We start from the raw sequence: 13,553 nt of genomic DNA, 5'->3' as shown, positions 1-13,553 counted from the left end.
AGCGGAAGTTTTTATCGCCAATCTGAATGATCTACTTTACGCTTTATCGCTGTAAAGCACTTAAACATTCTGATGTGGTCAAATAATAATAAAAGGGGGATGTCGGATGACTTTAAAGCAGATAGCAGCTATGGCAGGTGTATCTATCTCAACCGTATCGCGCATTTTGAATTCCCCTGACAATCGCTTTGCCACAAAAGAAGTGCGCGACAGAGTTTGGATGTGTGCGAGAGAAATCGGCTATATTCCGGACCAGAATGCCAGGGAACTCAAGCTTGGCAAACGTTCTTCCCGCAAGGCGTCCCCTCCTTCCATCTCGTGTATATTGGGCCGTACCAGACAATTGGACGATGATCCTTTCTTTGCGCAGATGTCTCGCGCCATCGAACAGCAAGCGCTTGATTTGGGTTATGCCATTCATCTTTCCTATTCTCTCTTTGATATCGAGACCGATGCACTGCTTGATCAGATTGAATCCTCCCATACGGGTACGGACGGCGCGATCATATTGGGCCGCTTCAGCAGCGACAGCATGAATTTTCTCGAGAAACACTACAAAAATCTGGTCTATGTAGGGCGAAACGTCATTGCGGCCAACTGTGATCAGGTCATATGCGACGGATATGAAGCTACGCAAATTGCGATTATGCATCTGATTGCGAACGGACATAAACGAATCGGTTATATTGGGGAGACGTTAAACGAGGTAAGGTATGAAGCCTACCGCGATACCCTTCACAAATACGGACTGGAATGCTCGGAAACCTTGGTGAGCAACTGTCCGCAGAACGGCCCTGGCGGCTATCAAGGTGCCGAGGAGCTTCTGGCGAAAGCCTCCCCGATTCCGACTGCCGTATTTTGCGCAACCGACATTGCGGCAATCGCCGCGTTGCGACGATTTACGGAGGCAAAAATCAAAGTGCCTGAGCAGCTGTCCATTATTAGCATGGACAATATCGAGCTGTCCGGTTACGTATCTCCGATGCTGACGACCGTGGGAATGCCCATTGTCGAGATGGGGAACTGGGCGGTGCAGCTCTTAATCGATCGGATGAACAAGCGTCACAAACTGCCTGCCAAAGTGCTGCTGCCGAACAAGCTGATCATTCGGGAAAGCGTCGCAAAGATATCGTTTACTTCTTAAAAAACAAAACTCCCGCCCCGATTAATCGAATCGGGACGGGAGTTTTTGCGTTCTTGGGATCCGAAGAAAAGAAAGTATAAGACTGGCATTCGCTGATTACGCTAACGGGTAGGATAGTTACACAAATGCAAACACCATACCTACAATAATTATTTCTAATATTTTCATAATATCTCTCCTAAAAGTAGCTATTAACGAAGAAGTGAAATCGATTGTTATGGGATGTTTTAACATAAGGATGTGGCGTCGGAGGACAACAACATATATGGATAAGAAGACTTGCATAGCAAGGCTTTTTTATTTTACCCATACAAATTCTTGTCTTTTACTCAGGACAAGAATTTGTATGGTTAGCCGATTTATTCAAGTAGAGAACCAGGAACCCATTTCAAAGACACGCGATGAATTCGACGCTGCTATTCAAGAAAACGAAGAAACAAATCAAAAATATGTGATCATGTATGAGTACCGGTTGTTTAAAACGCTTGATAAATGGGATGCATACCCTAAGCAAGTAATACTAGACGAGCTAGAATGCTTCTACGTAATGAAGTTTATCAATAAAGAAGTATATCTGATACATAAAGCAAGTATACTATTATTTCAATAAAGGCATAAAAAAGGTGTTTCTCCATTAGGAGAGACGCCTTTTTTATTGTAATATCAAACAATTTAATTGATCTTATTAATATCTAAATATTCAGCTAGATCAGGACTAGAAAGAACCGCAGCATACTCTTCTAATAGTGACCTTTTTCTTTCTTCGTACTTATCATATAACATCCCAACTTCGTGCATCTCAATTAAGAATAACAGGTGTTTCTCTAAAACATCATTAAGCATCTTAGATGTTTTACCGTCGAATAGAAGTCTTGATTCTCTTAGGAGAGACACAATTTCAAAATTCATTTCAATATATTCATCAGCTTCTAATTGAGGTTCTTTCTCAATGACAGAATTCTGTTCTATTAGAGTTTCTAAATCATTATAAAACTGAAATCTGTATTCATATTGTGCTAATTTATTCGCATCTGATGCAATTTTAGTCTGTTTATCTGCAATTTCAGTCTGTTTATCTGCAATTTCAGTTTGTTCTACTGTTATGTAATACTGTTTTACTGCAATTATAACTAATGCTAAAGTAAACAGCAGCGTTAATATAACATTCCAGTTCCAATTTTTTAACATACTCCAAAAACCATTCATTATTTTTCCTCCGTTCTAGTTCTATATGTATTCTCTCGATAAATACGTATAATATGTCAATGAGATTCATAAAATTTCTTTTATAGCAAATAAAATCTATTAGTTTGCACGAAATCAGTCGGTTCTTGCACAGACATTACATGACTATTACACAAAATGATGATAGTCTATTCGTAATCATAATAGATAGAAAAAAAACAATATGTCGCAGTACTACGAAATTGTTTAATAGAAGATAGCGCCCTTATTGAACTAACTGGGTATTTAGCGGGTTTATTAAAGAAAGAATAATAAAAAAATTAATTGAAGAAAAAATTCCAGACTACGATGGGGTTAAACTATCGGAGAACATTAGTACAAAGAATAATGAGGCGGTTAGTCGCCGTTTTCGAAGTAATTGCTATTTAAAATGAGGTGACCAATGTTGAAGCTCATAAAGCATGAACCTGAGTTTCCGCCAATCGAATTTTTTTTAACTCGTTTCTTTGTTGGCGATAATTGCTTGTTTGAACAGGAAACAAAAGTTTCATTGCCTACCTTAATAACTGGTGATGTCATTGACATTTTCGATGAAAGCTATGTCATTGTAAGCAGGCAGTTTGGTTTTAATGAGGATGCTTTTGTTACAGTTTATGATATTAAGAAACGTTAATTAGGACATTTAAACATTACACTAACGGTAGTTTAACGCCAATGAACCATCAGTGACGTTAACAGGATCGTGTAAGGCGAACGCTTAACTCCTGTCGTAGAACGTTCAATAAAACAGCGACAACCATGGACTTTATTTTCAAGTCCATGGTTGTCGCCGTTTCTGCTACTTGACCGCTCCAGCCGTAATTCCGCTGGCGATTTTCTTCTGGAAAATGATATAGACGATTAGCACCGGAACGATCGTCATGAGAAGCGCCGCGAACAGCGGACCCCATTCCGTGCGGTATTGCATTTCGGCCTGCATAATCCCAATTTCGATGGGCAGCGTATACTGCGTGGGATCGTTGATCAGGATCGTACCGACGATATATTCGTTCCAGATGTTCAGGACGTTCACGATGCCGACCGTGATCAGCCCCGGCTGGGATAGCGGCAGCATGACGCGGAAGAACGTTCCGTAATGGGAGGCTCCGTCGATAACCGCGGCTTCCTCGAGCTCCTTCGGCAACGACTTGAAGAAGCCGACCAGCACGAACACGCCGAACGCGATGACGCTGGACGTATAGACGAAGATAAGTCCGATTTTCGTATTGATCAAATTCATGGAATCCATGAGGAAAAACAACGGGATAAGCGCCAAAATAAACGGAACCATCATCGACGAAATGTAGAGCAAATATAACCCGTTGCTTCCTTTGAATTTGTACCGGGCGAGCGCATAAGCGGTCGTAGCGGACAGCAGCAGCCCGAGCAGCGTCGAGCCGCCCGTCACCACGATCGAGTTGATAAAGTACTGGTCGAAATGATACTTGTTCCAGACATAGGAAAAATTCGACCACAGCAATGGAAAATCGGGCAGCGCCCACGGCGCGTTAAGGAAAAACTGCTCGTTGTTTTTCAAGGCGTCCAGCAGCGTCCACAACAGCGGATACAGCACGGAGATGCTCCATATGACAAGAATAGCGAAGAATATTAGCTTAACGACCGGATTTTTGATCCCCATATTCATTCTTTTGTCCCCCTTTGACCTCTAGCTCAACTCGACAGCTTCATGACGGAGCAGCCGCTGCAAGATAACCGTGGTGATCAAGGACAGTACAAGAATAAGCACCCCTATGGCCGCCGCGTAGCCGAAATGATATTGCCGGAAAGCCATCTGGTACAGGTACGAGCCCATAACATGAGTCGAATTGTCCGGTCCGCCTTCAGTCATGATCCACACGATGACGAAGGAGCCGTTAAGCGTCGTCATCATGATGTTGATGATGGATACCTTCATCTGCTCCCAGATGAGAGGAACGGTGATGCTCTTGAACTGCATCCACTGGCTCGCGCCTTCCAGTTGGGCCGCCTCGAAGTAGGACTCCGGAATATTCTGAATCGCTGCGATCATGAGAATCATATAGAAGCCGATACCTGCCCAGATGGCTGGAGGCAGCAGCATATAAATCGTATGCGAGGTGAAGCCGAGCCAGGCAATCGTCACCTTCTCTTCCGTGAACAGGGAGAGAAACCCGTTCAGGAAGCCGATCTGCGGGTTATAGATGAAGTTCCACAGCACGCCGATGACGACGACGGAAATGACGTTCGGGATAAAAAAGATCGACCGGAAAAAGGCCGCCAGCTTAAAGTTGAAGCGTGTCAGCGCGACGGCGAAGAACGTTGCCAGAATCATGATTCCGACGATCTTGCCCGCGACGAGAAGGTAGTCGTTGCCGATGGCTCTCAGAACGATCGGGTCTTTGAACATATTCGCGAAGTTGTCGAAGCCGATGAAATCCTTCGTATCCGACATCCCCGACCAATCGAACATCGAGTAGTACAGCGCCTGAATGACCGGATAGATGGTGAAAATGAAGAAAAATACGAGAGTCGGAACGATGAACGTGGCGATGAACAAGTTGCGCTGAAGCTTTTCCGATACCGACTTCATGCGGGCCCGCCTTCCTTTCAAGTAAATTCGCGGAGGCATCCTTCAAGCTCGCGCCTTAGGTTTGCCTCCGCTTCCACGGTTTTTCAAATAGATAAGCTAGAGAATATTACTTGACCTTGGCGACGACGTCGGTCACGCGCTTAACCCATTCTTCCGGCGTAATCTTGCCGATCGTCAACGCATCGGTCGCATTTTGCATTTCCGTATCGACGTCCGCGTTGAACGTAATCGTCGGGATGACGACCGTGTTCGGATCCGTCAGATACTTCGCCGCATCCTTAACGAAGCTAGGCGCATTCGAGTTGCTGATGTCGCCCTTGATGTTGGAAGGAGCGCCGCTCAGCTCTGCCCACTGAGATGCTTGAGCCTTGGAGAAAACGAACTGAAGGAACGCCTTCGCCGCTTCTTTGTTCTTCGCATTTTTGGCGATTGCGACAGTAGCGGTCGACGTGTTCGCGACGACCTTGCCGCCCGGCTTCTGAGTAAGCGACGGAATGAAGCCGAAGTCGAAGCCTGCCGGAACGTCCTTCGCCATTTCGTTCGGCAGCCAGAGGCCGTTGGAGATGAACGCGTCCTTATGCTGCAGGAACATCATTTGCGAGTCGGTATGGTTGATTTGGATGGCCGCTTTGTCGATAAGACCCTTGTCGCGCATTTCCGCGATTTGGTTCAGAGCCGCGAGCACAGCCGGGCTTTGGTAAGCTTCGATCTTGTTCGCCGCCATGTCCTGCAGGATCGTGAAGTCGTCGTTATTGTTCGAGACGATCGCCGGATACAGGATCGAGCCGTTGATGTAGTAAGGATATTTGCCGGTATGGATATACGGCGTAATGCCGTCTGCTTTAATTTTCTCGCTGACTTCGAGGAACGATTGGAAGTCGGCCGGTTCGGCGTAACCCTTCTCCTTGAAGAGAGCCTTATCCCAGAAAATGCCCCACGAGTTCAGAACGAGCGGGATATTGTAGATCTTGCCGTCATATTGCTGCGGCTGTTGAGCCAGCGCGTCGAGGATCTTGTCGCCGTCGATGTTCTTAGCATCCTTCAGCCAGTCGGTCAGGTCCTCGAGCTGGCCGTCTTCGACCATCTGGCGGTCGTTCAGGTTCGGACCGTCAATGTAGACGAAATCCGGCGGGTTGCCCCCGATCCAGCGCGGTTTGTTCTGCTCGTTGATTTTCGGACCGGCGCTCTCCTTGATGTTGAGATCCGGATTCGCCGCCGCGAAATCGGCGATGACCTTCTTCCACCACTTGTCGCCATAACCGCCGACGAAGTATTGAATCTCGAAATCGCCGGTCAGCTTCGTCTCGGACGAGCCTGTGCTTGGCTCTTCGGTTGCATTTGTACTTGGCGCTTCCGTTGCATTGTTGCTTGGCGCTTCGGTTGCGCCCCCGTTATTCCCGTTGCCGTTCGAGCCGCAGCCTGCCAGCAGCGCGATCATCATGACAGCGGCAAGGAAAAGCGCTGCCCATTTTTTGTTTATCACCATATTGCAAAAACCCTCCCCGTATATGCTGGTTTGCGCCATGTTCGGCGCCTGTAACCATCATATCGGGGAGGGCTTCGCGTCTCTATCGAATATCTTCCAAATAATCTCTAGTATTTTCTTATTGTGCGGCTGAACGCCGCTCTGTCCGCTATTGCCCGCTACGGGTCTCCGCAAACTTCTGAAGCTGGTCGAGCGCGTCCTGCGGCAATAGGTTGTCGTAGAGGACGGCATCGCCCATTTTGCGGCTTATATCCATAACCGCTTGCCAGGCGGGCTCCTGGATTGGATAGAACTTGGCCTTGCCAAGCTCCTCCAAGTACTGCTTCATCGCCGAATCGGATTGAGACAGCCTGCTTCCGACGGCAGACGTAACCGGGATAAAGCCTTCCCGAACGATCATGTCCTCGTAGTTGTTGTCATCATAGAGAAAATCGAGAAACTTCATGAGCGCCGCCTTGTCCGTATGGTCGGTCTGGAAGGAGACCAGCACATCCTGAACCCCGAATGAAATCGGTGGCATCCCGTCTCTGACCGGGAGCGGACCGCTTCCCCAGCGCAGGCCGGGCGACTCGCGCGTCACGACGGACGCGAAGTAGTTGCCGGAGATCATCATGCCGAGCTTGCCGTCGCCCATGATCCGTTGCTTCTCGTCGCGGGTCGTAACCGTCGGCTCCGAATCGGTCAGTCCTTGACCGTACAGCTCCTTGAGATAGGTCAGTCCCTGCACATTCTCGGGAGAATTGATGACCCACTTGCCGTCCTTGATCCAACCGCCGCCGGAACCGAAGAAGAAGTAAGACAAGTAAGCCTGAATCTCGTCGTCCGTCAAATCCACGCCGAAGCCGTGAGCGGCGCTCGTCTCTTTGATTTTGCGCGCGTCCTCCATCAGCTCGTTCCACGTCTTCGGCGGCGCCGAGATACCCGCCCCTTCGAACAGCTCTTCGTTATAGTACAAGTTGCGAATCGACGCCACATACGGAAGCGCGTACTGCTTGTCCCCGATCCGATCCATCTGCATCAGATTCGGATACAGCTTGGCTCTCAGCTCCGGAGAAATAATTTCGTTCAAATCGTTCAGCTTGCCCGCATTGGCGAAATGGGCGTATACGTTTGTGATAAGCAGATCGGGAGGGCTGTTCTTGCTCAGCATCGACGTGTAGATGCCATCCAGCACGTTCCAGTTGGCGACCTGAAGATCAACGATAATTTCCGGGTTCTGAATCTCGAACTCCCGGACAAGCTTTTCCAGGAACGGCTTGCTCTCCGTGCTGTATTCCGCGGCGACGAAACGGATAACCGACTGCTTCTCCTCCTCGGTGACGATCGGCTGCGACTCCTTGTCCGAGCACGCCCCGAGCAGCGTTGCTGCCGACATTATACATACCAGCAATAACGCGCGAGCACTCCTCCGCTTCATTCCTATCCCTCCCTCTTCATCCCGTATATCCGAACCGCTATCTGAATGGAAACAGCAGCTTCTGGTTTTCCGGAGAGTACATATTGTCTCTCGTCACGACGATGGAATCGATATACGTCATCCTCGGAACCGTCTTGCGGTCGATTAGCTTCAGAGCCGTGCGCACCCCGAGATACCCCATGTTAAAAGGCCGCTGAACGATCATGGCGCTCAAGCTGCCTTCCTCCAGTAGCTTGATCTCGTAGAGCGAGCTGTCGAAGGCGATGAGTTTCACCGTATTCTGCTTGCCCGCTACCTCCACCGCTTTGGCCGCCCCCAGAGCCGCCGGCTCGCTCAGCGCGATGATCGCGTTCATGTCCGGTTCGGAGCTAAGAAGATTCGATGTGAGTACATAGGCGCGATCCTCATTATTGTCGCTATAAAAGGTTCCGACGAAGCTGTTCTCGTTAGCATCGATCGTCTCGCGAATTCCCTTGACTCTCTCTGCCGATACACTGGACGACTCGTAATCGCTCAGAACCGCCACACGCGGGGCTCCAGCCGTTTCCGCAGCGGCGACCTCTCCAGCCTGCCTGCCGGCTTCCGCGTAATTGCTGGATAACGTCACCCCGTCAAAATCCGAACCCATCGGCATATCCATCACGACCAGCTTGATGCCAGCTTCCCGGATGCGCGCAAGTACGCTCCTCACCCCGGCGTCCTCGATCGGCGCGACAACGAGCGCTTCCGGCTTCCGCATGAGGACGTCCTCGAGCAGCCGAACCTGAGCAGCCGCATCGGTATCCTGCAGCGAGCCCATGACCTCGAGCCGGGCACCGCTCCCCTTGACTCCCGCAACCGCACCCTCGCGAACCGTCTGCCAGAAGTCTGAGCGCACGTTGGTGGATTTCAGCATAACCGCGATTCTCGGCTCGCTCGCCGTGCCGCCCTTATAGAGCTGGAAGTAAAAAAAGGTGAATAGAGCGGTCACCAGAACCAGCAATCCCATACCTACCGTAAACCTCTGAAGCCGCATCAGCCCGCACCTCCCGATCCCTCAATCTTAGGGATGCGAATGGTCACGCAGGTCCCCTCTGCCAGCTCGCTTCGGATAGAGATTTCGTAGGCGTGTCCGAAGTACAATCGAATTCTTTCGTTCACGTTGCGAATCCCGATGCCCCCGTTTTTCCACTCTCCGTCCGGCGCTTCCCAGATTTTGTCCAGCTGCTCCTCCGTCATGCCAAGCCCGTCGTCCTCGATCTCGAATACAATGCCGTCAGGCGTCTCCATTCCTCGGATGACGATCGTTCCGCTGTCGGGCTTATTGCGAATGCCGTGATAAATCGCGTTCTCCACAAAGGGCTGAAGCAAAATCTTAAGCGTCTTGTAGCCCAGAATCGAGTCGGAAATGTCCAACCGGTAGTCGAACTTGCTTGAATACCTCATCTTCTGAATGAGCAGGTAATTGGTAATATGCTCAAGCTCGATCCGAATCGGGACAAGCTCTTGCTCCTTCGTAATGCCCGCCCGAAACAGCTTGGCTAGTGCGGAGGTCATTTCAACGACCTCCTCGTGCTTCTTCGTCTCCGCCATCCACACGATCGAATCGAGCGTATTATATAGAAAATGGGGATTGATCTGCGCCTGCAGCAGCTGAAGCTCGCTCTTGCGCTTGTTCTCGTGCGTGTCGAATATTTCCTGCATCAGGTTCTTGATCTGCCCGACCATCATGTTGAACGTTCGCGCAAGCTGGCCGATCTCGTTCATCTGCGTCACTTCGGCCTGCACGTCGAAGTTGCCTTTCTCCACCTTCCGCATGTTCCGCTGCAGATTACGAATCGGCCGCGACAGCCGGCGCGACAGCATAACGGAGATGACGAGCGAGACCGCTACCCCGCCGAGCGTGATGAACAGAAAGTTGATCAGCGTGCTTTTATAGCCGATCAGGTCTTCCGCATAGGCGACCCCGACGATTTTCCAACCGAAGCTCGTGTCCTTGACCGAATAGAAACGTTTCCCCTCACCGTCCTCCACCTTGAACGTCGTCCCGCTTCCCGCTTGTACGACCTCGGCGATCTGCTCGGAGCGCAGGTTGCTGTAGATGAGCTGCTGCTCCGGATGGTAGACGATATTGCCGCTGCCGTCGACAATGAATACGTAGCCTTTTTTGCCAAGGTTGATTTGACTGAGCAAGTCGTTAATGACGCTTAAATTCAAATCGACGAGAAAGATGCCGTCCGCCGTCATCCCGTCCGAGTTCTTCAGCTCCCGGCTCAGCGAGACGACCCAGCGGTATTCGTTCTGAATGATGTTCTGCACATGGGGCTCGGAGATAATCGATTTGCCGCCCGCCTTCTGAGCGTTTACGTACCAGGCCTGCTCCTCCACCTTCGCGTTCGGGTTCAGCGTCGTGATCCGGCGATCGGAAACGAATCGGCCGTTGTAGCCGAATACCATGATGGAAGCAATATCCTTGCGGGTGTAGAGAATGGATTGGAAAAGGTCCGAGATCCGCTTCTCATAAGGACGGCGTCCTTCGTTCCCGATGAAGCTGTTGCCGGAAATGTAATATTTCACGTCCTTATTCGTCATCGCGAGCAAGGAAATGTTCTCCATGTTATCGACATAGGACTGGATGTTCGTGTTCACCTGGTTGATGACTTCCTGAATATAGCCCTTCGAGTTTCTTTCAACGGCGTTGACGGAGAGCCGATAAGCGAACAGGCTCGTCGCCGCGATCGTCAGCAGAATCAGAACGGAGAACGCAAAGGCAATGCTCGATTGAATGCTTTTGAGAGGAAAAAGCGGGAATAACGGCCGGCGTTCTCGGAACATGTCAGCTTAGACTCTCCTTTGCCTGCTTCTCCCGGAAATCCCGCGGAGACGAGCCCGTATGCTTCTTGAACAGGATGCTGAAGTAATTCGGATCCGCGTAGCCTACCTGCGAAGCGATCTCGTAAAATTTGAGCGAGGTGGCAAGAAGAAGCTCCTTCGCTCGCTCCAGCCGTACCCGGGTCAAGTATTCGACGAAGGTCTCTCCGGTATATTGCTTGAAGAGAAGGCTGAAATAGCTCGTGCTCATCAGAGTGTGCCGGCACAGGTGCTGAAGCGACAGCTTCTCCTCGGCATAATGATCTTCGATATATTCGGTCGCTTTGGCAATCTGATTGCTGGCAACCAGATTGCGGTTATCCAGTGCCGACTCCGCTAACTCGCTCGCGATCACCTTCAGCCAGACCTCGATCTCGTCCAGCGTTTTAAAGCGATAAATGTCCGTCAGCCATAGCTGGCGTTTCCTCAAATCCTCCGCCTCATGCGCCCCGAGCTCTTGCATGACGTTCATGAGCGTCAGTACGATTCTCTGCGTCTGCAGAAATACCGCCTCGATCGGCATCCGCGAGCGTCTGAATCCCTCGATCAAGCACTCGATTTGGCGGCACGCCGCTTCTCCCGAGCCTGTCTTGACCGATGCGGATAGCTTGCGTTCCCAGTCGGCGGGCAGGGCAGCCGGGATCGCCCGGCCTTCGCTCCCTTCCAGATCATTAATGCTGAGAATCCGGTTCTTCCCCAGCTGAAATCGATAATCCAGAGCGGATTGAGCGCTCTTGTAGGATACCGGAAGCTGCTCCGGCGACGAACAGGCACGCCCAATGCCGATCGTCACGGTGAACTTCAGGTACCTCTCGATGTGGTGCCTTGCTTCCTCCGCCATTCCGTAGGCCTCAACGTATAGTTCGTCCTCTCCATCGGCTCCGTTCAGAATGACAACAAGCCGCTCCTCCCTCGTACGAAACAGAAGCGCGTTGCTGCGAGCCGAGATGACCTCTTCGAAAATGTTATAAACGGCAAACCGAAAAAATTCCGCGTCGTGACCATCGTCCATCCATGCGTCGCGTTCGCCGAAGTCGTCGATGTCCGCCAGCATAACGATGAACGGAGGCTTCAGCGCAGGCAACCCAAAGAACGCGAATTGCCCCTCGATTTCCTGCCTTCCCAGACCAAGCACTACAAGCCGCTCCAAGAACCGTTCCCGAAGCAGCGGCAAGCTCAGATGGAGTTGGCTTCGCAGCCGGCCGAGATCCTCGCGCCGCTTCGTCTCTTCGTCCATCTCCAGCCGGACTTTGACCAGCAGCGCTCTCATATCTTTCGCGGTGATTGGCTTCAGAATGAAGTCCGACACCTTGAGCCGGATCGCCTGCTGCGCATACTCGAACTGTTCGTATCCGGTCAGAATGATCATTTTGATATATGGATAATGGGTTGAAACCATTCCCGCCAGCTCTAGCCCGTCCATAAGCGGCATGCTGATGTCCGAGATAATCAGATCCGGCTTGAAGGCTTCGATCGCTTCCCATGCGTCTCTACCATTCTCGTAATCCCCGATCAGCGCGAAGCCGTACTCCTCCCACTCGATCGTTTGCTTAAGACCGTCCCTGACAACCAATTCGTCGTCCACGATAATAACTTTGTACATGGGCTATCCCTCCGCAGGGTCGATGTCAATATCACTTTCATCATACCTGATGCCCTCGGAGGGGGTAGGGGGAAAATTATCTTATGGAAAGGGTATTATTGTCTAAGCGAATCAAGGGATTAGGTCTATATATAAAAAAGCCGACTCTCCAACTAATCGTGGAAGAGACGGCTTCATTTAATTTGACTTAATATTTAAAAGTGGAATATCCAATTCGTCTTGGACAAACCCCATGTCAGAGTCTCTAGAAACTAATGTAAGTTCATAAACCGATGCTGTCGAAATAATAAGCGCATCAGGGGTTTTTAACTTACGTCCTTTATCCTTAAGATCTCTTCGAAGCATGCCGGCCAACTTTGCAATTTCTGATGTAACATCTATGCATTCCAGTCCTCACGCGATCTGTTGATTTCTTCAAGAAGCTCTTTACCTCGTTCAGGAGTCAATGAACCAGCCGCCTCCAAAAGATCGTCAACAGAGTAATCTTCCTCTTGAGCTTCAACGGTCTGCTTTTCTAGGTCAATTAATACGCGAGAGTTATTTATGTCGAGTTTTTGTAGGATGGATTTTATCGCACTCGCTGCTTGTTGATCCATTTTTTTGGGGATCATCATTATCCCTCCATTTTGTAGCTAGATTAATTCATTATAACATATGTGAAGTTGTTTCAATAATTATCATTTCAATACATTTGTGTTCGCCCACTTCACTAATCGGCCTCATGAAATTAACCCTCTACCTCATCAAGGCCAATTCAGTAGATTGAAAGTCTCGGTAACAAATATCCAATCATCGAAAGACTATCGCGCATAAAATACCAAAAATAATATGAATAGAAAAGGAAAGTGATCCGAAGTGAAACGCATGCACAAAGCACGTACTACCGCGATTCTTCCTACTGAAAGCGAAGCTTTGAATGAATCCGTTATGCCGCAAAATGCTCCTGCTGCTCCTTCCGCAGACAATGAGGTTGTCATGTCCAGTCGATTCGGCGGATTCGATGGAATCATGTCCTTGATGGGAAATGCCCAAAAATTTTTCAGCATCTTTCAGCAAATGCAGCCCATGATCAAAATGGCCGGCTCTTTTTTTGGACCAAAAGCGTTCCTATCCAGTCTACCTAATGAAAAAGTTAAAACGAAAAATAAAAAATCCGCAAAAGGATCGCGAGCAGCCTCCCATTCGCGCAAGAAAACAAAGTAAAACGAAGTAAAAAGGGTTACCCTAAAGCCGTTTGTTCCAACGGCTCCAGGGTAACCC

At 49.7% G+C, this 13,553-nt stretch carries 13 protein-coding genes; 3 read left to right on the top strand and 10 right to left on the bottom strand.

Going from position 1 to position 13,553, the window contains the following annotated elements:
* Positions 1-106 precede the first annotated feature (106 nt).
* On the top strand, positions 107-1,144 hold the full coding sequence (locus V8F51_RS19390) for a LacI family DNA-binding transcriptional regulator (protein WP_337102043.1): 1,038 nt from the start codon (positions 107-109) through the stop codon (positions 1,142-1,144).
* 672 nt (positions 1,145-1,816) lie between these two features.
* On the opposite strand, the gene V8F51_RS19385 is transcribed toward V8F51_RS19390, so the two are convergent.
* A complete protein-coding gene (locus V8F51_RS19385; RefSeq protein ID WP_337102042.1) occupies positions 1,817-2,350 on the bottom strand; it encodes a hypothetical protein in 534 nt (177 codons plus the stop codon).
* A 421-nt stretch (positions 2,351-2,771) separates the two neighbouring features.
* Between V8F51_RS19385 and V8F51_RS19380 the strand changes: the two genes are divergently transcribed.
* Positions 2,772-3,002, top strand: a complete 231-nt coding sequence (locus V8F51_RS19380; protein WP_337102041.1) for a hypothetical protein — start codon at positions 2,772-2,774, stop codon at positions 3,000-3,002.
* Positions 3,003-3,167: 165 nt separating this feature from the next.
* Here V8F51_RS19380 and V8F51_RS19375 read toward each other — a convergent pair whose 3' ends face one another.
* The 9 genes from V8F51_RS19375 to V8F51_RS19340 all read right to left on the bottom strand — a co-directional run bounded on the left by V8F51_RS19375 (position 3,168) and on the right by V8F51_RS19340 (position 12,904).
* Positions 3,168-4,013, bottom strand: coding sequence for a carbohydrate ABC transporter permease (locus V8F51_RS19375; protein WP_337102040.1), 846 nt, complete (start codon positions 4,011-4,013; stop codon positions 3,168-3,170).
* 21 nt (positions 4,014-4,034) lie between these two features.
* Positions 4,035-4,937, bottom strand: a complete 903-nt coding sequence (locus V8F51_RS19370) for a carbohydrate ABC transporter permease (protein ID WP_337102039.1) — start codon at positions 4,935-4,937, stop codon at positions 4,035-4,037.
* Positions 4,938-5,043: 106 nt separating this feature from the next.
* Positions 5,044-6,423, bottom strand: coding sequence for an ABC transporter substrate-binding protein (locus V8F51_RS19365; protein ID WP_337102038.1), 1,380 nt, complete (start codon positions 6,421-6,423; stop codon positions 5,044-5,046).
* A 148-nt stretch (positions 6,424-6,571) separates the two neighbouring features.
* The gene (locus tag V8F51_RS19360) at positions 6,572-7,840 is read right to left on the bottom strand and encodes an ABC transporter substrate-binding protein (protein WP_337102037.1); all 1,269 of its coding nucleotides are present in this window, start codon (positions 7,838-7,840) and stop codon (positions 6,572-6,574) included.
* A gap of 37 nt (positions 7,841-7,877) precedes the next feature.
* Positions 7,878-8,855: a substrate-binding domain-containing protein gene (locus V8F51_RS19355; RefSeq protein ID WP_337102035.1), complete on the bottom strand. Its 978-nt coding sequence runs from the start codon at positions 8,853-8,855 to the stop codon at positions 7,878-7,880.
* Positions 8,855-10,654, bottom strand: a complete 1,800-nt coding sequence (locus tag V8F51_RS19350; protein WP_337102034.1) for a cache domain-containing sensor histidine kinase — start codon at positions 10,652-10,654, stop codon at positions 8,855-8,857. The genes V8F51_RS19355 and V8F51_RS19350 overlap by 1 nt, the downstream gene beginning before the upstream one ends.
* 1 nt (position 10,655) lies before the next feature.
* Positions 10,656-12,293 (bottom strand): response regulator, encoded by a 1,638-nt coding sequence (locus tag V8F51_RS19345; RefSeq protein WP_337102033.1) that lies wholly within the window; start codon positions 12,291-12,293, stop codon positions 10,656-10,658.
* Positions 12,294-12,470: 177 nt separating this feature from the next.
* Positions 12,471-12,638 carry a type II toxin-antitoxin system VapC family toxin gene (locus V8F51_RS31610; protein WP_442956463.1) on the bottom strand — a complete coding sequence of 56 codons (168 nt, stop codon included), beginning with the start codon at positions 12,636-12,638 and terminating at the stop codon, positions 12,471-12,473.
* 32 nt (positions 12,639-12,670) lie between these two features.
* Positions 12,671-12,904: a hypothetical protein gene (locus tag V8F51_RS19340; RefSeq protein ID WP_337102031.1), complete on the bottom strand. Its 234-nt coding sequence runs from the start codon at positions 12,902-12,904 to the stop codon at positions 12,671-12,673.
* A gap of 253 nt (positions 12,905-13,157) precedes the next feature.
* Between V8F51_RS19340 and V8F51_RS19335 the strand changes: the two genes are divergently transcribed.
* Positions 13,158-13,496: a hypothetical protein gene (locus V8F51_RS19335; RefSeq protein WP_337102029.1), complete on the top strand. Its 339-nt coding sequence runs from the start codon at positions 13,158-13,160 to the stop codon at positions 13,494-13,496.
* Positions 13,497-13,553 lie beyond the last annotated feature (57 nt).

Origin of the sequence: Paenibacillus sp. YIM B09110, assembly GCF_037167145.1 — a bacterium.
GTDB lineage: Bacteria > Bacillota > Bacilli > Paenibacillales > Paenibacillaceae > Pristimantibacillus.
The sequence above is the reverse complement of the archived record's forward strand: the minus strand, read 5'-3'. Positions and strand labels throughout refer to the sequence as shown.